Source organism: Streptomyces sp. L500, from assembly GCF_054551825.1.
The window spans coordinates 26,873-44,718 of record NZ_JBTOLC010000021.1 but is presented as its reverse complement, the minus strand read 5'-3'; the positions used below and the strand labels follow the sequence as shown (position 1 = coordinate 44,718).

18 protein-coding genes are annotated in these 17,846 nt (G+C 71.4%); 12 read left to right on the top strand and 6 right to left on the bottom strand.

What is annotated here, in order from left to right:
- Positions 1-49 precede the first annotated feature (49 nt).
- From ACX9I7_RS20120 to ACX9I7_RS20100, 5 genes are all read right to left on the bottom strand, one after another.
- Positions 50-1,030: a S1C family serine protease gene (locus ACX9I7_RS20120; RefSeq protein WP_459388082.1), complete on the bottom strand. Its 981-nt coding sequence runs from the start codon at positions 1,028-1,030 to the stop codon at positions 50-52.
- A 187-nt stretch (positions 1,031-1,217) separates the two neighbouring features.
- Entirely contained in the window at positions 1,218-2,240 is a 1,023-nt protein-coding gene (locus ACX9I7_RS20115) for a LacI family DNA-binding transcriptional regulator (protein ID WP_189453435.1), read from the bottom strand.
- Positions 2,241-2,264: 24 nt separating this feature from the next.
- Complete coding sequence (locus tag ACX9I7_RS20110) at positions 2,265-3,083, bottom strand: winged helix-turn-helix domain-containing protein (RefSeq protein WP_387575605.1); 819 nt, start codon at positions 3,081-3,083, stop codon at positions 2,265-2,267.
- A 478-nt stretch (positions 3,084-3,561) separates the two neighbouring features.
- The gene (locus tag ACX9I7_RS20105) at positions 3,562-5,460 is read right to left on the bottom strand and encodes an ABC transporter ATP-binding protein (protein WP_387575739.1); all 1,899 of its coding nucleotides are present in this window, start codon (positions 5,458-5,460) and stop codon (positions 3,562-3,564) included.
- Positions 5,461-5,627: 167 nt separating this feature from the next.
- Positions 5,628-7,361: an ABC transporter ATP-binding protein gene (locus ACX9I7_RS20100; RefSeq protein WP_387575607.1), complete on the bottom strand. Its 1,734-nt coding sequence runs from the start codon at positions 7,359-7,361 to the stop codon at positions 5,628-5,630.
- A 145-nt stretch (positions 7,362-7,506) separates the two neighbouring features.
- Between ACX9I7_RS20100 and ACX9I7_RS20095 the strand changes: the two genes are divergently transcribed.
- The 6 genes from ACX9I7_RS20095 (at position 7,507) to ACX9I7_RS20070 (ending at position 11,979) form a co-directional block, all read left to right on the top strand.
- Positions 7,507-7,800, top strand: coding sequence for a MoaD/ThiS family protein (locus tag ACX9I7_RS20095; RefSeq protein ID WP_459388111.1), 294 nt, complete (start codon positions 7,507-7,509; stop codon positions 7,798-7,800).
- A gap of 10 nt (positions 7,801-7,810) precedes the next feature.
- On the top strand, positions 7,811-9,007 hold the full coding sequence (locus tag ACX9I7_RS20090; protein WP_459388081.1) for a hypothetical protein: 1,197 nt from the start codon (positions 7,811-7,813) through the stop codon (positions 9,005-9,007).
- A gap of 266 nt (positions 9,008-9,273) precedes the next feature.
- Complete coding sequence (locus tag ACX9I7_RS20085) at positions 9,274-9,984, top strand: LmeA family phospholipid-binding protein (RefSeq protein WP_387575611.1); 711 nt, start codon at positions 9,274-9,276, stop codon at positions 9,982-9,984.
- Between the two features lie 406 nt (positions 9,985-10,390).
- Entirely contained in the window at positions 10,391-11,236 is an 846-nt protein-coding gene (locus ACX9I7_RS20080) for a sulfurtransferase (protein ID WP_387575613.1), read from the top strand.
- 52 nt (positions 11,237-11,288) lie between these two features.
- Complete coding sequence (locus ACX9I7_RS20075; RefSeq protein ID WP_358633121.1) at positions 11,289-11,579, top strand: DUF1416 domain-containing protein; 291 nt, start codon at positions 11,289-11,291, stop codon at positions 11,577-11,579.
- 115 nt (positions 11,580-11,694) lie between these two features.
- On the top strand, positions 11,695-11,979 hold the full coding sequence (locus tag ACX9I7_RS20070) for a DUF3099 domain-containing protein (protein WP_387575617.1): 285 nt from the start codon (positions 11,695-11,697) through the stop codon (positions 11,977-11,979).
- 11 nt (positions 11,980-11,990) lie between these two features.
- Here ACX9I7_RS20070 and ACX9I7_RS20065 read toward each other — a convergent pair whose 3' ends face one another.
- Complete coding sequence (locus ACX9I7_RS20065; protein ID WP_358633118.1) at positions 11,991-12,362, bottom strand: DsrE family protein; 372 nt, start codon at positions 12,360-12,362, stop codon at positions 11,991-11,993.
- Positions 12,363-12,620: 258 nt separating this feature from the next.
- On the opposite strand from ACX9I7_RS20065, the gene ACX9I7_RS20060 reads away from it, so the two are divergent.
- The 6 genes from ACX9I7_RS20060 to ygfZ all read left to right on the top strand — a co-directional run bounded on the left by ACX9I7_RS20060 (position 12,621) and on the right by ygfZ (position 17,807).
- Positions 12,621-13,220 carry a heme-binding beta-barrel domain-containing protein gene (locus ACX9I7_RS20060; RefSeq protein ID WP_392758068.1) on the top strand — a complete coding sequence of 200 codons (600 nt, stop codon included), beginning with the start codon at positions 12,621-12,623 and terminating at the stop codon, positions 13,218-13,220.
- A 235-nt stretch (positions 13,221-13,455) separates the two neighbouring features.
- Positions 13,456-14,529, top strand: a complete 1,074-nt coding sequence (locus ACX9I7_RS20055; RefSeq protein WP_459388080.1) for a FecCD family ABC transporter permease — start codon at positions 13,456-13,458, stop codon at positions 14,527-14,529.
- The gene (locus ACX9I7_RS20050; protein WP_386725123.1) at positions 14,529-15,302 is read left to right on the top strand and encodes an ABC transporter ATP-binding protein; all 774 of its coding nucleotides are present in this window, start codon (positions 14,529-14,531) and stop codon (positions 15,300-15,302) included. The genes ACX9I7_RS20055 and ACX9I7_RS20050 overlap by 1 nt, the downstream gene beginning before the upstream one ends.
- Positions 15,303-15,309: 7 nt before the next feature.
- Positions 15,310-16,353, top strand: a complete 1,044-nt coding sequence (locus tag ACX9I7_RS20045; RefSeq protein WP_459388079.1) for an ABC transporter substrate-binding protein — start codon at positions 15,310-15,312, stop codon at positions 16,351-16,353.
- Between the two features lie 19 nt (positions 16,354-16,372).
- Positions 16,373-16,810, top strand: a complete 438-nt coding sequence (locus ACX9I7_RS20040; protein ID WP_387575623.1) for a Fur family transcriptional regulator — start codon at positions 16,373-16,375, stop codon at positions 16,808-16,810.
- Between the two features lie 10 nt (positions 16,811-16,820).
- On the top strand, positions 16,821-17,807 hold the full coding sequence (ygfZ, locus tag ACX9I7_RS20035) for a CAF17-like 4Fe-4S cluster assembly/insertion protein YgfZ (protein ID WP_459388078.1): 987 nt from the start codon (positions 16,821-16,823) through the stop codon (positions 17,805-17,807).
- The last annotated feature ends 39 nt before the right edge of the window (positions 17,808-17,846 follow it).

Here is a 17,846-nt window from a genome sequence, read left to right as displayed (position 1 = left end):
GGTGGCAAGGGTGCGTCTTCCTCCTCAGCCTCGCACGCCCAGGGGTTTCTCAGGCGCCACTGCCGCCCGCTCGCAGCTTGGCCAGGTCGGCCTTGACCGTGTTGACGGGGATGGCGAAGCCGAGGCCCACACTGCCGGCGGTGTCACTGGCACCCGCGTTGTACATGGCGGAGTTGATGCCGATGATCTCGCCGTTCATGTTGATGAGGGCGCCGCCGGAATTGCCGGGGTTGAGGGAGGCGTCGGTCTGGATGGCCTTGTAGGTGGTCTTGGAGGAGCCGGTGTCGCCGTTGTACTGGTTGCCGCCGAACTCGAACGGCCACTGCGAGAAGCCGCGCTGCCGCTGACCCTGCTGGTCCTGGCCGCCGCCGCTCTGCCCCTGTTCCTTGGCAACGGTCACGTCGCGGTTGAGGGCGGAGACGATGCCGCTGGTCACGGTCCCGGTGAGGCCCTCGGGGGAGCCGATGGCGACGACCTGGTCGCCGACCCTGAGCTTGCCGGAGTCGCCGAGCTTGGCGGCCTTGAGGCCCTTGGCGTCCTGGATCTTGATGAGGGCGAGGTCCTTGCCGGGGTCGGTGCCGACGACCTTGGCGGTCTTGGACGTGCCGTCGCTGAGGGTGACCTTGACCTCGTCGGCGCCGGCGACGACGTGGTTGTTGGTGATCACTTCACCGTCGCTGGTGACGATCACGCCGGAGCCGGTGGACTGGCCGGAGGCCGTCGCCGCCTTGATCTCCACGATGCTGGGGCTGACGGCGTTGGCGACGGCCGAGACGCCGCTGCCCTTGGCGGAGACGTTCTGGACGGGCGTCGACTGCGCGCTGTCCGCGTGCCCGCTCGTCAGCTCCCCCACGAGCGCCGCCGACCCGCCGCCGACCACGGCCGCGACGATCGCCGCGGCGGCGAGCAGCGCGACGGGGCGGCGGGCACGGGCGCGGTGGGACGCGGGGTATGCCTGCGGCTGCGCCGGCTCGGAGAAGTGGGCGTGCGGGGGGTATGCCGGGGGTGCGGGGTACTCGTTGTCCGTCATGACTATGACTGTGCGCCGTCATCATGAGAGGAGTCTGAGGACGGGCTGAGAACGGGGGCAGAACCCTGTTCACCCCGCATAAGGACACCGGCCCCCCGGGGCGCCCTGCCGTGGTGCACGTCCGTCGTCCGGGTTGTGCCCACCCGTCCCGCCCTGCGGGACGATTGCCCACAACCTGCCCGGAGGGCTAGCCGCAGCCGCAGGAGCGGCGGATCACCAGGCGGGACGGGAATTGCTTGAGGCGTTCGCGGCGGGAGCCGGCGAAGCGGAGGCCGTCGTCGAGGACGAGATCGACCGCCGAGCGCGCCATCGCCTGGCGGTCGGAGGCGACGGTGGTGAGGGGCGGGTCCGTGAGGGCCGCCTCCTTGACGTCGTCGAACGCGGCCACGGCGAGCTCACCCGGCACGTCGATGCGCAGCTCGCGCGCGGCCCGCAGCACGCCGATGGCCTGGTCGTCCGTGGCGCACATCAGGGCCGGCGGCCGGTTCGGGCCGGAGAGCAGCTCCAGGGCGACCTTGTACGCGTCGTAACGGTTGTAGGGGGCCGGGAAGAGCCGGCCCTCCAGGGACTTCCCGGCCTCGCGCATGGCGCGCCGCCAGCCCTCGACGTGGTCGGTGACCGGGTCGCCCACGGTCGGCGTGACCTCCGTGCCGCCGAGGCAGGCGACGTACGGGTGGCCGTGCTCCAGGAGGTGGCGCGTGGCGAGCTGGGCGCCGCCGACGTCGTCGGTGACGACGGCCACGTCGTCTATGGCGTCGGGCCTGCGGTGCATCAGGACGACCCGGGCGTCCCAGGCGTCGATCTCCATGGCGGCGGTCTCGCTGGGGCCCTGGCTGATCAGGATCAGGCCGGAGACGCGCATGCCCAAGAAGGCGCGCAGGTAGTGCACTTCGCGCTCGTCGAGGTAGTCGGAGTTCCCGACGAGGACCATCTTCCCGCGCTCGGCCGCCGCCTGCTCGACCGCGTGCGCCATCTCCGCGAAGAAGGGCTGGCGCGCGTCCGGGACGATCAGGCCTATGAGGTCCGTCCGTCGTGAGGCCATCGCCTGGGCGACCCGGTCGGGCCGGTACCCCAGCTCCTTGATCGCGGCCAGCACTCGCTCCCGCGTCGCCGGTGCCACCGGGCGCGGTCCATTGTTGATGACGTAGCTGACGACCGCGGTCGACGTCCCCGCAAGCCTCGCCACATCGTCCCGCGTCACCTTGGCCACGCGCGGCAGTCTACGCGGGTCCACCTACCGTTTCACCGGGCGAACGGCCTCGGTTCGGTCACTTCGCCGCCCGGCGGAGGCAGGGGCGGCAGAGGGGGTGGAGGAAGGGGCGGAGTCGGCCTTCTCCTTCTCGGCCTTCTCCGCCTTCACCTGTTTCTCCGCCTTTTCCGGCTTCTCCGGCAGCACGAACCGATAGCCCACGTTCCGGACGGTGCCGATCAAGGACTCGTGCTCGGGGCCCAGCTTGGCACGCAGCCGCCGGACGTGGACGTCCACCGTGCGGGTGCCACCGAAATAGTCGTAGCCCCAGACCTCTTGGAGGAGCTGGGCGCGGGTGAAGACCCGGCCGGGGTGCTGGGCGAGATATTTGAGCAGCTCGAATTCCTTGAAGGTCAGGTCCAGGACCCGGCCCTTGAGCTTGGCGCTGTAGGTGGCCTCGTCCACCGAGAGGTCGCCGGTGCGGATCTCCATCGGGCTGTCGTCCATGGAGATCTGCTGACGGCCCATGGCCAGGCGCAGCCGGGCCTCGACCTCGGCGGGGCCCGCCGTGTCGAGGAGGACGTCGTCGACGCCCCAGTCGGCGGTGACGGCGGCGAGGCCGCCCTCGGTGACGACGAGGAGCAGCGGACAGCCCGGCCCGGTGGAGCGCAGCAGCTGGCAGAGGCTGCGGACGTGGGGCAGGTCGCGGCGGCCGTCGATCAGTATGACGTCGGCCCCGGGGGTGTCCACGAGGGCCGGGCCCTCGGCGGGGGCCACGCGCACGCTGTGCAGCAGCAGGCCGAGCGCGGGCAGCACCTCGGTCGACGGCTGGAGGGCATTGGTCAGGAGCAGCAGGGAGCTCATCGGCCACCACCTGCCCGGTTCCTCGTAAGGCATGTACGACCCGTGGGGGTCGCGCCCTCTTCTGGTGCGCTCTCTTGTCGTGCGCTTCGCTCGCCCATTACGTCGGTTCCTCCTCGGTCCCTGCGAGGACGGTTGGGGCACTGCTCGTCGTCCGAATGCACAAAAGGACCCGGGGGCCACTCTGCCCGGATCCTCTCTGCGCAGCAGAATAACCCACCCGACTTTCGACGGCGCGGACGATTTTGCATGAGCTTGTGTTTCGTCGGTCACTTCGAGTGGTCATCGCATCGCACTCTTGACGGTCGCCGGTCGGTACGTCCTGCAGGAACCAGTCTCGCGCACCCACCGGCCCCGGGGCGGCCGAATGGGGGTGCGCCGCGGCACGGAGGGCGCATAGTCGCACGCGCCGGGGCACGCGCCGTCGCGACGGCGCGTGCCCCCAGGCCGCACAAAGAGCCCTACGGCCGTACGAAGAGTCCTACGCCTCCGCGACCGGCTCCGCGAACTGCGCCTCGTACAACCGGGCGTACGCCCCGCCCGTCGCCAGCAGCGAGTCGTGGGTGCCCTGCTCCACGATGCGGCCGGATTCCATCACCAGGATGACGTCCGCGTCACGGATGGTGGAGAGGCGGTGGGCGATCACAAAGCTGGTGCGTCCGGTCCGCAGCCGGCCCATGGCCTGCTGGATCAGCACCTCGGTGCGGGTGTCGACGGAGCTGGTGGCCTCGTCGAGGACGAGGATCTCCGGCTCGGCGAGGAAGGCCCGCGCGATGGTTATCAGCTGCTTCTCGCCGACGCTGACGTTGGAGCCCTCCTCGTCTATCACCGTTTCGTAGCCGTCGGGCAGGGTACGGACGAAGCGGTCGACGTGGGTGGCCTTCGCCGCCTCCACGATCTTGTCCATGGAGACGCCCTCGGGGGCGCCGTAGGCGATGTTCTCCGCGATCGTGCCGCCGAAGAGCCAGGTGTCCTGGAGGACCATGCCGATGTGGGAGCGCAGCTCCTCGCGGGACATCTCGGCGACGTCGACGCCGTCGAGCGTGATGCGGCCCCCGTTGACCTCGTAGAACCGCATCAGCAGATTGACCATGGTGGTCTTGCCGGCGCCGGTCGGGCCGACGATGGCGACGGTCTGGCCGGGCCGGACCGTCAGCGACAGGTCCTCGATGAGCGGGCGGTCGGGCTCGTAGCGGAAGGAGACCTTCTCGAAGGAGACCTCGCCGCGCACCCGGCCGGGGCGGCGCGCGTCCGCCGGCTCGGCGGACTGCTCCTCCGCGTCCAGCAGCTCGAAGACGCGCTCGGCCGAGGCGACGCCGGACTGGACCAGGTTGGCCATGGAGGCCACCTGGGTCAGCGGCTGGCTGAACTGGCGCGAGTACTGCACGAACGCCTGGACGTCACCGATCGACAGCGAACCGGTCGCCACGCGCAGGCCGCCGACCACGGCGACGAGCACGTAGTTGAGGTTGCCGATGAACATCATCGCGGGCTGGATCAGGCCCGAGATGAACTGGGCCTTGAACCCGGCCTCGTAGAGCTCGTCGTTCTCCTTGCGGAACGTCTCGGCGGACTCCTTCTGCCGGCCGAAGACCTTCACCAGCGAGTGGCCGGTGTACATCTCCTCGATGTGGGCGTTCAGCTTGCCCGTGGACTTCCACTGGGCGACGAACTGCGGCTGCGCCCGCTTGCCGATCCGGGTGGCGACGACGATCGACACCGGCACGGTCACCAGGGCGACCAGGGCCAGCAGCCAGGAGATCCAGAACATCATCGCCAGCACGCCGACGATCGTCAGCAGGGAGGCCATGATCTGGCTGAGGGTCTGCTGGAGGGTCTGCGCGATGTTGTCGATGTCGTTGGTGGCCCGGGAGAGGACCTCGCCGCGCTGCTGCCTGTCGAAGTAGCTCAGCGGCAGCCGGCCGAGCTTCTCCTCGACCTCCTCGCGCAGCCGGAACACGGCCTTCTGGACGACGTTCGTGGCGATGCGGGCCTGGACGAGCTGGAAGAGGGACGAGCCCACGTAGATCAGCGTCGCCCACAGCAGCACATTGCCGACGGCGCCGTAGTCGATGCCGTGGCCCGGGACGAAGTCGACGCCGGAGAGGACGTCGGCGATCTTGCCGTTGCCCTGCTGCCGCATCCGGTCCAGGACCTGGGCCTTGGTGGCACCGGCCGGCATCTGGGAGCCGACGACACCGGCGAAGATCAGGTCGGTGGCGTGGCCGAGGACCTTGGGGCCGATGACGGCCAGCCCCACGCTGGCCACGCCGAGCGCCAGGGCGAGGGAGACGACGGCCCGCTCGGGGCGCAGCCGGGCGAGGAGCCGGCGGCCGGAGCCGGCGAAATCCATGGACTTCTCGGTGGGCTGGCCGCCCATGAAACGGGCAATGCCCACGGCGGGCGCGGGTCCTCTGCGCTGCGGGGCGCCCGGTTTACCGCCCGGGCCGCCCGGCTTTCCGTCCGGGCCGCCCGGGCCGCCCGGTTTTCCGTCCGGGCCGCCGGCGGCGGGCTCGGCGGGCTTCGCGGCGGGCTTCTCGAGGGACGTCACGCCGCCTCCTCCTCGGTGAGCTGGGAGAGCACGATCTCCCGGTAGGTCTCGTTCGTCCCCATCAGTTCGGTGTGGGTGCCCGTGCCGACGACCCGGCCCTCGTCGAGGACCACGATGCGGTCGGCGTCGCGGATGGTCGACACCCGCTGCGCGACGATCACCACCGTCGCGTCCCCGGTCTCCCGCGACAGCGCGGCCCTCAGCCGGGCGTCCGTCGCGTAGTCGAGGGCGGAGAAGGAGTCGTCGAAGAGGTAGATCTCCGGCTTGCGGACCAGGGCCCGGGCGATCGCCAGGCGCTGCCGCTGGCCACCGGAGACATTGGTGCCGCCCTGGGAGATCGGCGCCTCCAGCATCCCGTCCATGGACTCGACGAACGCCCGGGCCTGCGCGGTCTCCAGCGCCTGCCACAGCTCGTCGTCGGTCGCGTCGGGGCGTCCGTAGCGCAGGTTGGAGGCGACGGTGCCGGAGAAGAGGTACGGCTTCTGCGGGACGAGCCCCACGGCGGCGGCCATCGCGGCCGGGTCCAGCTCCCGCACGTCCACGCCGTCGACGAGGACGGCGCCCCCGGTGGCGTCGAACAGCCGCGGGATCAGGCCCAGCAGGGTCGACTTGCCGCTGCCCGTGGAGCCGATGACGGCCGTGACCTCGCCGGGCCGGGCCACCAGGGAGACGTCGCGGAGCACCGGCTCCTCGGCGCCCGGGTAGCCGAACTCCACCGTGCGCAGCTCCAGGTGACCGCGCCCCCGCAGCTCGGTCACCGGGACGGCGGGCGGCGCCACGCTCGACTCCGTGGTCAGGACCTCCTGGATGCGCTCGGCGCAGACCTCGGCGCGCGGCACCATCATGAACATAAAGGTGGCCATCATGATCGACATCAGGATCTGCATCAGATAGCTGATGAACGCCGTGAGCGCGCCGATCTCCATGCCGCCGTCGCCGATCCGGTGCCCGCCGAACCACACGACGGCGATCGAGGACAGGTTCACCACCAGCATCACGGACGGGAACATCAGCGACATCAGCCGTCCCGCGCGCAGCGAGACGTCCATCAGCTCGGTGTTGGCGCTCCTGAATCGTTTCCGCTCGTGATCGTCGCGGACGAACGCGCGGATGACCCGGATGCCCGTGATCTGCTCGCGCAGCACCCGGTTGACCGTGTCGATGCGGGACTGCACCCCGCGGAACACCGGCCGCATCCGCCAGATGATCACGCTCACGATGGCCGCCAGGACCGGGACGATCACCAGCAACAGCGAGGAGAGCGGCACGTCCTGCTGGACGGCCAGGACGATGCCGCCCGCGCACATGATCGGCGCCGACACCATCAGCGTGAACGCCATCAGGGTCAGCATCTGGACCTGCTGGACGTCATTGGTGGTGCGGGTGATCAGCGAGGGCGCCCCGAACTGCCCCATCTCACGCGCGGAGAAGGACTGGACCCGGTCGAAGACCGCGGCGCGCAGGTCCCGGCCGACCGCCATGGCCGTCCGGGCGCCGTAGTACACGGCGCCGACGGCGCAGACGATCTGCGCGAGGGTCACGGCGAGCATCAGCCCGCCGGTGCTCAGGATGTATCCGGTATCGCCCTTCACGACACCCTTGTCGATGATGTCCGCGTTGAGATTGGGGAGGTAGAGAGTGGCGAGGGTCTGAACGAGCTGCAAGAGCACGATCAGAGCGATCGCTCCGGTATAGGGCCGCAAAGACGACCGTAGAAGTCGCACCAACACACAAGAAGCCTATGCGAGCACCTCTCGACGGGGCCTCTCCTTTACCGGGCGGGGACATGGCGGCCCCGGCACCCGTCATCATGGAGGCGGCAAGAAACCGAAAGGGGTCGCCGTGGCGACGACACACACGGCTCGTCCGGCACCGCTGCCGGCACAGCCGGGACCGACCGAGCCGGAGCCTCCGGCCGGCACGATCCGGTACTGGGCCGCGGCCAAGGCCGCCGCGGGCACGGCCGAGGAGCCGTACGCCGCGCGCACGCTCGCGGACGCGCTGGTCACGGCCCGGCGGGCGCACGAGGCGGCGCCGGAGTTCGCGCGGGTGCTCGCGCGCTGCTCGTTCCTCGTGAACGGTGACCCCGTCGGCACGCGCGACCACTCGACGGTCCGACTCACCGAGGGCGGCACGGTCGAGGTGCTCCCGCCCTTCGCAGGAGGGTGACCCCGGCAGCATGAGCGAACAGCACCACCGCAATCCCTATGACCCGTACGACCAGCACGGGCAGTACCCGCAGTACGAGCCGCCGCCGCAGGGCTACGGGTCGTACGACTACGACTACGACGGGCAGCAGCAGGCGCCGCACCAGGCGCAGCCACAGCACCAGGCACCGCAGCACCACCAGCCGGCCGCGTGGCCGCAGCCCCAGCAGGACTACCAGCAGCACGACGAGCCGCACACCCAGACCTGGCAGACCCAGAGCTGGGACACCCACAGCTGGCAGCGGCAGGATCCCGCGCCCGCGTACGACGCGTCGTGGGACCGCGAGCCGTCCGGCCACGAGTCCACCGGCGCCGGGAGCGGAGCCCTGCCGGTGCCCCGCCCGGAGGGCGCGGTCGTGGCCGCGCCGGTCGCCGGCGAGGTGGCCGAGCGGCCGGTGGCCGCGGTGGCCCCGATGACCGCCGCAGAGAAGGCGAAGGCGGAGGGCCGCCCGCAGATCGTGTCGCCCGGCCTCCAGCCGGCGCTGATCACCGCCGTCCTCGCCGGGCTGCTGGCCGCCGCGGCGCCGCTGGCGCGGCCCGCGCTGGCCGTGCCCGTGGTGCTGCTCCAGGCGGTGACGGCGGCGGGCTGGTTCCGGCTGAACGGCATGTGGCCCGCCCGGCAGGGCATCGCGCTGGCCTTCCTCGGCGGCGTGGCCGCCGACGTCGGGCTGCTGGCGACCGACACGGCCAAGGCGCCGACGGTCCTCCTCGGCACCCTCGGCGTATGGATCCTGCTGGTCGTCGTCCTCCAGCTGCGCAGCCACGCCGGGTCGGACGAGCGGCTCTACGGGCTGACGGCGGCCACCGCCTCCTCCGCCCTGGCCGTCATGGCGGGCGGCCACCTGGCGGCCGACCCGGACGCCGTGGTGATCGGCGCGCTCGGCGTGGCCGCGGCCGTACTGGCCCGCGCCCTGCCGCTGCCGTCGGTCGCCGCGCCCGTCGTCGCGCTGATCGCCGCGACGGGCGCGGGCATCGCGGGCGGCCAGCTGACCGGCTTCGGCCCCACGGCCGCGCTGCTCGGCCTGGCGGCCGGCGTCTGCGCCCTCGCCGGCCTGCGCGTCGCCAGCTACGACTACCCGTCGCGGTTCGTCCACATGACGGCGGGCGTGGCCCTGCCGCTCGCGCTGGCGGCACCGGTCGTCTACGTGCTCGGCCGAGCACTGGGGTAGTTCCCGGGGGCTCCGCCCCCGGACCCCCGGTCCTCAAACGCCGGACGGGCTGAACTCAGCCCGTCCGGCGTTTGAGGACACCGCGCGTCAGCGCGGAACGGGGGCGCGAGGGGGCGGAGCCCCGCTCGGAAACGGTGAAAGGGCGGGACCGGGGCAAGGAGCCCCAAACGGTTACAGACCGGTGACGCACGCGGGTCGACACCCACCCGCCCACCCGGGCTAGGCTCACGGGAAAGCCTGACCGAGAGTGGGGGACGAACGAACCGATGCGCGCGATACGCAGGCTCCTGATCGTCGCCATAATCCTGGCGGCCCTGTTCGTCGGTGCCGACCGTGCGGCCGTCTACTTCGCCGAGAACCAGGTCGCCGACAAGATCCGCAGCAGCCAGAACCTCTCCGGCACCCCGGACGTCTCCATCAAGGGCTTCCCCTTCCTCACCCAGGTCGCGAGCTCCCGGCTCGACGAGGTCGAGATCAAGCTCGACGGCGGCGTCACCGCCGGCGCGGGCGACCGCTCCATCAAGGTGAGCGGCTTCGACGCCACCCTCCACGACGTCCGCGTCGACAGCAGCTACACCTCCGCCACCGCCGGCCGCGCGAGCGGCACCGCGCACCTCACCTACGAGGAGCTGACCAAGGCCACCGGCGACCCCGACGTCGGCGTCGGCTACGGCGGCAAGGACGCCACCGGCGGCAACCAGGTGAAGGTCTCCGGCAAGGTCACCGTCATGGGCCAGACGTCGCAGCAGAGCGTGATCTCCACCGTGACGGTCGTGAACGGCGACACCGTCCGGGTCCGGGCCAACGAGGTCCCCTCGCAGGGCATCCCCGGCCTGGAGCGGAAGATCCGCGAGAAGACGGACTTCGACCGGAAGATCACGGGCCTGCCCCGGGGCATCAAGCTCGACACGGTCGTCGCGACGCCCAACGGCGTCGACATCACCCTCACCGGCACCGACGTCAACCTGGCGGGCTGAACCCCCCGCGTCCACGCTGCGAGACGCCTCCGTCCGCACGTCAGTCCATACGGGCTGGCGAAAGGGCCGGACGGGGGCCGGAGAGCCCACCGGGAAGCCCGACAGCCCACCATGTGAGATTTTTCGTCTCATTATCCGGCACCCCGGTGACAGGGCTCCCGCCCCTCCCTACGATCCCCCTTATGAAGCGACAGGCGGATCTCACCAAGCGGCGGGCAGTGGACCTGTGCCGCGTGGCCGCCATGCTGTGTCGCCGTGTCTGACGGGGCCCGCTTACCGGACCCCTTTCCGGCCCCTCGGCCGCCTCCCCGCACCATCGCTCCACCCGCCGCGCGGTGCCGCACGCGTACGCACCGCGTCCCGCACCGCCCGCCGGCACACCGCAACTGCCCCGGAGGAGATCAGCATGAGCCGCAGTGACGTCCTGGTGGACGCCGACTGGGTCCAGGCCCGCATCGACGAAGGCCACCCCAAGACCGTCATCGTCGAGGTGGACGAGGACACGTCCGCGTACGACAAGAACCACATCAAGACCGCCATCCGGATCGACTGGAAGACCGACCTTCAGGACCCGGTCCGCCGCGACTTCGTCGACCAGGCCGGATTCGAGAAGCTGCTGTCCGAGAAGGGCATCGCCAACGACGACACCGTCGTCCTCTACGGCGGCAACAACAACTGGTTCGCGGCCTACGCCTACTGGTACTTCAAGCTCTACGGCCACCAGGACGTGAAGCTCCTCGACGGCGGCCGCAAGAAGTGGGAGCTCGACTCCCGCGACCTGGTCGCCGAGGTGCCCAAGCGCCCCCACACCGCCTACCGGGCCCAGCCGCAGGACCTGTCCATCCGCGCCTTCCGCGACGACGTCGTGGCCGCGATCGGCGAGCTCAACCTCGTCGACGTCCGCTCCCCCGACGAGTTCAGCGGCAAGCTGCTCGCCCCGGCGCACCTCCCGCAGGAGCAGTCGCAGCGCCCGGGCCACGTCCCGACCGCGCGCAACATCCCGTGGTCGAAGTCGGCCAACGACGACGGCACGTTCAAGTCCGACGACGAGCTCACGGAGCTCTACCGGGGCGCGGGCGTGGACCTCGGCAAGGACACCATCGCCTACTGCCGCATCGGCGAGCGCTCGGCGCACACCTGGTTCGTCCTCCACGAGCTGCTGGGTCAGGCCAACGTCCGCAACTACGACGGCTCCTGGACCGAGTACGGCTCCCTGGTCGGCGTGCCGATCGCGCTCGGCGCCGACAACTGAGCCTCCCGCGCCGGGTACCGGCGGGTACCCGCGCCAACGGAAAGGAACGCACATGTGTGGAGCGAAGGCAGGCGGCCCCGACGCCTCGACCGCCAAGGCCGGTGAGACCACCATCCAGGGCTCGGTGACCCGCGACGGCCAGCCCGTCGTCGGCTACGTCCGGCTGCTGGACTCGACCGGCGAGTTCACGGCGGAGGTGCCCACGTCCGCGACCGGGCAGTTCCGCTTCTACGCGGCCGAGGGCACGTGGACGGTCCGCGCGCTCGTCCCGGGCGCCACGGCCGACCGCAAGGTCGTGCTCACGGAGAAGGGCGCCCTGGTGGAGGTCGCCATCGCCGTCTGAGCGAGCCGTCGGTCCGTAGGACCCGCCAGGACTCGAAGGGCCGCACCCCGGGGTTGGACGCCTTGTGGGGGTGCGGCCCTTCGCGCGCGCCCGCCCGTGGTCGTACCGTGAAGGTGTGCTCGCGAGGCGTAAGCACCTCTACTTCGCCATGATGGGGACCTGCGTCTTCCTCTTCGTCATGGCGTGGGCCGTCGTGCGCCTGTGGTCGGTGCCGGCCGCCGTGGGGCTGTGCCTGTTCGCCATGGTCATCCCGCCCGTCGCGGCCGTCGTCGCGAACCGCCGGGGGCCCGACGACCGCTGGTGGGACGATCCGTCGGGCGACCCGAAGTCGGACGAGTGGTGGGACGAACTGGACGGCAAGCGCCGCCAGGGCCCGCGCGACCCGTGGGGACGGGACTGAGGATCCAGGGACTAGTAGACGAGCGCCTGCGTGCCGTCCGCCATCGCCTCGCTGACGAACACCTGCGCGCCCGCGATCCGGGCGCCCTCGATCAGGTCCTTCTCCTCGATGTCGCGGCGCGCCGCGCACTGCGTGCACAGCGTGATCATGCCGCCCCCGGCGAGGATCCCGTCGATGAGGTCCGGCAGCGGCGCCGCGTGCGGCAGCTCGAACTCCGCGGCGCGCCCGGGCAGCGCGAACCACGACGACTCCCCCGTCAGCCACAGCGACACCTCGACGCCGCTGGCCACGGCCACGGCCGCCACCGTGAACGCCTGCGAGCACCGCTCGGGCGCGTCCGCGCCCGCCGTCACCTTGATCACGAGCTTCTTCGCGTTCGCCATGCCCGTCACTCTAGGACGACGGGACGGCCAACCTCACAGCGCCGTCCCCGAGGCGGCCGACTAGACTCCTGTCCGGTCCGTACCGACATAGATCTCCACTCCGACCGAGGAGCGCGCTCGTGCTTGAAGGCTTCTTCACCACCCTGCTGGTACTGGTCGCCGTCGGCGTCATGGCCTTCGCGGGCCTGACCTGGAAGAAGCTGTACCAGGGCCAGCGCTGACCCAGTTGCCCGCATCGCCTACAGATCGCCTGAGCTCATGATCGAGATTCCGTCCGACCTTCACCCCGACCTCGTCCCCCTGGCGTTCCTCCTCGGCACGTGGGAGGGCGCGGGCGTCCACGACTTCCCCGGCGCCGAGAAGTGCAACTTCGGCCAGGAGGTCGTCTTCAGCCACGACGGCCGGGACTTCCTCGAGTACGTCTCGCGCTCCTGGGTGCTGGACGAGGCCGGCAAGCCGGCCAAGCCGCTGGAGACCGAGACCGGCTACTGGCGCATCGACAAGGACCGCAAGGTCGAGATCGTCATGATCCGCGACTCCGGTGTCGTCGAGGTCTGGTACGGCGAGCTCGCCGACCAGAAGCCGCAGATCGACATCGCCACCGACGCCGTCGCGCGGACCGCCGCCTCCGGCCCGTACTCGGGCGGCAAGCGCCTGTACGGCTACGTCAAGGGCGACCTGATGTGGGTCGGCGAGAAGGCCACCCCCGAGGTGCCGCTGCGCCCGTACATGTCGGCGCAGCTGAAGAAGGTCCCGGACGACCTGCAGGAGTGGGCGCGCAACCTGCCCGAGGACCTGCCGGACGGCGTCTCCTTCTTCAACCCCGACGGCACGCCGTACAAGCCCGAGGAAAAGTAAGCCCGAGGAAAAGTAACCTCTTTCGCGCCCCGCGGGGGAAGTCCGGTCGAAGTCCGGCGCTGACCCGCAACGGTAGGTGCGAGGCCCCCGAAGGGGCCTCGCACGAGCCCGATCACCCGCGGCGGCGTGGATCCCAGCACACTCGCCGTGGACTGCGAGGGGACACCCGTACGCGCGGAAGCACGCATGCGTTCCGCGCGCGGAGCCACGGCCCGAGGCGAAGGCGGACCCGCCCGTGGCGACAGATCTCCGTACCGGTGTGCGGGCGGCCCGCGGGCCGCTCCCCCTGCCACCACTTTTGGCCGCCCTCACCGCCGCCCTCCTCGTCTCGCTGTTGTGCTGCGTGGCGCTCGGCGCGTCCGGCGTCGGCTGGGGCGACACGGCGCGCCACCTGTGGGCGGGGCTGAGCGGCGGGACCATCGCGCCGGACGAGGTCCCCGCGTACACCATCGTCTGGGAGCTGCGCTTCCCGCGCGCCCTGCTGGCCGCCGTCGTCGGCGCGGGGCTGTCCGCCATCGGGGTGGGCGTGCAGGCGATGGTGCGCAACGCCCTCGCCGACCCGTTCGTCCTCGGCATCTCCTCCGGCGCCGCCGTCGGCGCCAACGCCGTGCTGCTCTTCGGCGCGCTGGGCTCGCTCGGCGTGTGGGCGCTGTCGGGTGCCGCGTTCACCTCCGCGCTGGCCGCGATGGCGCTCGTCTACGCGGCGGCGCGCACCCGGCACGGGCTCACCCCGCTGCGGCTGGTGCTGACCGGCAGCGCGATGTACTACGGCTTCTCCGCGATCACCACGCTCATGGTGTTCAGCGCCGACCGGGGCGAGGCGGCGCGCTCGGCGATGATGTGGCTGCTGGGCAGCCTGGGCGGGGCCACCTGGTCGTCCGTGCCCATCGCGGCGGCCGTGGTGCTGGCCGGGACCGGGTACCTGCTGTGGTCGGCGCCGCGGCTGAACGCACTGGCCATGGGCGACGAGACCGCCGCCGCGCTGGGCGTGGACGCCGAGCGGCTGCGGCGGGTGCTGTTCGTGGTGACGGCCGCGGTCACCGGGGCCCTCGTGGCCGTCAGCGGAGCGATCGGCTTCGTGGGACTGATGGTCCCGCACGTCACCCGCATGCTCGTCGGCGCCGACCACCGCCGGGTGCTGGCCGTGGCGCCGCTCATGGGCGCGGTGCTGCTGCTGTGGGTGGACGTCGTCTCCCGGCTGCTGCTGGCGCCGGTGGAGCTGCCCGTCGGGGTGATCACCGCGCTGATCGGGGTGCCCTGCTTCGTGGTGCTGATGCGACGGCGCGGCTATGTCTTCGGGGGTTCGTGATGCGGGTCGACATCGAGGGGCTCGCGGTCGACATCGCGGGCGCGCGGCTGGTGGAGGACATCGCGCTACGCGCGGACAGCGGGCAGTTCGTGGGGCTGGTCGGGCCGAACGGCAGCGGCAAGTCCACGCTGCTGCGCTGCGTCTACCGGGCGCTGCGGCCGGCCGCCGGCCGGGTGCTGCTGGACGGCGACGACCTCCACGCGCTCACCGCCCGCGAGGGGGCGCGGCGGCTGGCGGCGCTGCCGCAGGAGTCGGGCGGCGAGTTCGACTTCACGGCCGCCGAGGTCGTGGCCATGGGCCGGCTGCCGCACCAGGGACCGGGCGGCCGGGCCACGGCGGCGGACGCCGAGGTGTGCGCGGCGGCGCTGGCCCGCGCGGGCGCCGCGCACCTGGCCGGGCGGGGCTTCCTGACGCTGTCCGGGGGCGAGAAGCAGCGGGTGCTGATCGCGCGGGCGCTGGCCCAGGAACCGAAGGTGCTCGTCCTGGACGAGCCGACGAACCACCTGGACATCGCCCAGCAGCTGGAGGTCCTGTCGCTGGTGCGCGAGTCGGGGGTGACGGTCCTGGCAGCGCTGCACGACCTCAATCTCGCCGCCGGGTACTGCGACGCGCTGTATGTCGTCGCGGGCGGGCGGATCGTCGCGTCCGGGCCGCCGCACTCCGTGCTGACCGCCGAACTGCTGGCCGAGGTCTTCGGCGTACGGGCGCACCGCGTGCCGCACCCGGTCTCCGGCGCCCCGCAGCTGCTCTTCGACCGCCTCCCGCTCGCGTAAGGACATCATGCGTACTGCCCGCGTCACCCTCGCCGTCCTCCTCACCGCCCTCACCCTCACGAGCTGTGGCGCCAAGGTTTCGGACGCTCCCGACGACAAACGGCCGAAGGCCGCGTCCGGCGGATCAGGCGGCCACTACCCGGTGACGATCACCAACTGCGGGGTGAAGACGACGTACGACAAGGCGCCGCAACGCGTGGTGACCAACGACGTCGGGATAGCCGAGATCATGTTCGCGCTGGGCCTGGAGGACCACATGGCGGGCTATGTGGCACCCGACTACCGCACCAGCAGGGACGACAAGGGTGCGGCGCCCTGGAAGAGCGGCTACGACAAGGTGAAGTGGCTGTCGAAGAAGGAGATCAACAAGGAGCTCGTCCTCGACGCCAAGGCGGACCTGGTCTTCGCGGGCTGGAACTACGGCTTCGGCGAGGGCAATGGCTTCACCCCGGAGGCGCTGAAGAAGCTCGGCGTGGGCTCGTACGTCCTCACCGAGTCCTGCCACAACGGCGGCACGGGCACATCGCGCGGGGTGATGCCGCCGCTGGAGGCGCTCTACACCGACCTGGAGACGCTGGGGAGGATCTTCGACGTGGAGGACCGGGCGCGGAAGCTCGTCGACGGCTTCAAGAAGCAGGTGGCCGACGCACAGGCGGCCGTGCCGAAGGACGGCCGGGCGCCGCGGGTGTTCCTCTACGACGACGGCAAGGACAAGCCGCTGACCGCCGGGGCCTTCGCCGGGCCGCACGACATCATCACCAAGGCGGGCGGCGACCACGTGATGAAGGACCTCGACGACTCCTGGGTGACGGTCGGCTGGGAGACGGTCGTCGAGCGGGACCCCGAGGTCATCGTGATCAACAACTATGGGAACGTCAGCGCGGCGGAGAAGAAGAAGTTCCTGATGTCCTACCCGCCGCTCGCGGGCGTCTCGGCCGTCAGGAACGACCGGGTCTTCGTCCTCGACTACGTCGATCTCGTCGAGAGCCCCCGCAACCCGTCGGCCGTCGCCGCGCTCGCCGGATACCTGAAAGAGGTACGGGGTGCCTGACGCTGCCTAGACTGGTGGCGTGGTGGACACCGACTGGCAGAGCGACCTCCGTAAGCGCGGCTACCGGCTGACCCCGCAGCGCCAGCTCGTCCTGGAGGCCGTGGACCGGCTCGAGCACGCGACGCCGGACGACATCCTCACCGAGGTCCGCAGGACCGCGGGCGGGGTGAACATCTCGACGGTGTACCGGACGCTGGAGCTGCTGGAGGAGCTGGGGCTGGTCAGCCATGCCCATCTCGGGCACGGGGCGCCGACCTACCACCTCGCCGACCGGCACGACCACATACACCTCGTCTGCCGGGACTGCACGGACGTCATCGAGGCCGATCTGTCGGTCGCCGCGGACTTCACGGCCAAACTCCGCGACACCTTCGGCTTCGAGACGGACATGAAGCACTTCGCGATCTTCGGCCGGTGCGCCGACTGCTCCTCGAAGGCGCCGGACCCCGAGCCGTAGGCTTGGTCCCATGCTGCGTCAATCGAAGAGCCCGCTGCTGTCGCTGCCCGGCGCCGTCCCCGCCGAGGGGCCCGACGAAGGCGTCGCCGCGCACTACGGCGACCTGTTCCGCGAACAGCGCGCGCTCGCCGGCGGTACCGGTTTCGTGGACCTCTCGCACCGGGAGGTCGTCACCGTCACCGGCCCCGACCGGCTGAGCTGGCTGCACCTGCTCGTCACCCAGCACGTGACCGACCTCCCGGCGGGGCAGGCCACGGAGGCCCTGATCCTCTCCCCGCACGGCCACATCGAGCACGCGCTGTACCTGGTCGACGACGGGGAGACGACCTGGATCCACGCCGAGCCCGGTACGCGGGAGGCGCTCCTCGCCTACCTGGAGAGCATGAAGTTCTTCTACAAGGTCGAGGTGGCCGACCGCACGGACGACTTCGCGGTGGTCCACCTGCCGGCCGGCTCGATCGCGGAGACGCCCGAGGGCGTCGTGGCCCGCGAGACGCCCCACGGCCGGGACCTGTTCCTGCCGCGCGCCTCGCTGACGGACTTCGCCGCCGCGCACGGCCCGGCGGCGGGCGTCCTCGCCTACGAGGCCCTGCGCGTCGAGGCCCACCGCCCGCGGCTCGGTCTGGAGACCGACCACCGGACGATCCCCCACGAGCTGGGCCTCATCGGCGTGGCCGTCCACCTCCAGAAGGGCTGCTACCGGGGCCAGGAGACGGTCGCCCGCGTCCACAACCTGGGGAAGCCGCCGCGTCGCCTCGTCTTCCTCCACCTCGACGGCAGCGAGGTGCACCTGCCGCCCCACGGCGCCCCCGTCCGCCTCGCCGCCGACGGCCCCGACGGCCGCCAGCTCGGCTTCGTCACGACCTCGGCCCGCCACTACGAGCAGGGCCCGATCGCCCTGGCCCTGGTGAAGCGGAACGTTCCGCTGGACGCGGCCTTGATCGTCGGCGAGGGCGCGGGGACGGCGGCGGCGCAGGAGGTCGTGGTCGAGCCCTGACGCCGTGCGGCTGGGCTTGGCGGGGTGGGTACGCCGCGG

Coding starts and splice junctions, on each gene's coding strand:
- ACX9I7_RS20080 (WP_387575613.1), top strand. CDS start 10,391: ATGAGCCGCAGTGACGTCCTGGTGGACGCCGACTGGGTCCAGGCCCGC.
- ACX9I7_RS20045 (WP_459388079.1), top strand. CDS start 15,310: ATGCGTACTGCCCGCGTCACCCTCGCCGTCCTCCTCACCGCCCTCACC.
- ygfZ (WP_459388078.1), top strand. CDS start 16,821: ATGCTGCGTCAATCGAAGAGCCCGCTGCTGTCGCTGCCCGGCGCCGTC.
- ACX9I7_RS20060 (WP_392758068.1), top strand. CDS start 12,621: ATGATCGAGATTCCGTCCGACCTTCACCCCGACCTCGTCCCCCTGGCG.
- ACX9I7_RS20050 (WP_386725123.1), top strand. CDS start 14,529: ATGCGGGTCGACATCGAGGGGCTCGCGGTCGACATCGCGGGCGCGCGG.
- ACX9I7_RS20120 (WP_459388082.1), bottom strand. CDS start 1,030: ATGACGGACAACGAGTACCCCGCACCCCCGGCATACCCCCCGCACGCC.
- ACX9I7_RS20065 (WP_358633118.1), bottom strand. CDS start 12,362: ATGGCGAACGCGAAGAAGCTCGTGATCAAGGTGACGGCGGGCGCGGAC.
- ACX9I7_RS20110 (WP_387575605.1), bottom strand. CDS start 3,083: ATGAGCTCCCTGCTGCTCCTGACCAATGCCCTCCAGCCGTCGACCGAG.
- ACX9I7_RS20105 (WP_387575739.1), bottom strand. CDS start 5,460: ATGGGCGGCCAGCCCACCGAGAAGTCCATGGATTTCGCCGGCTCCGGC.
- ACX9I7_RS20075 (WP_358633121.1), top strand. CDS start 11,289: ATGTGTGGAGCGAAGGCAGGCGGCCCCGACGCCTCGACCGCCAAGGCC.
- ACX9I7_RS20085 (WP_387575611.1), top strand. CDS start 9,274: ATGCGCGCGATACGCAGGCTCCTGATCGTCGCCATAATCCTGGCGGCC.
- ACX9I7_RS20090 (WP_459388081.1), top strand. CDS start 7,811: ATGAGCGAACAGCACCACCGCAATCCCTATGACCCGTACGACCAGCAC.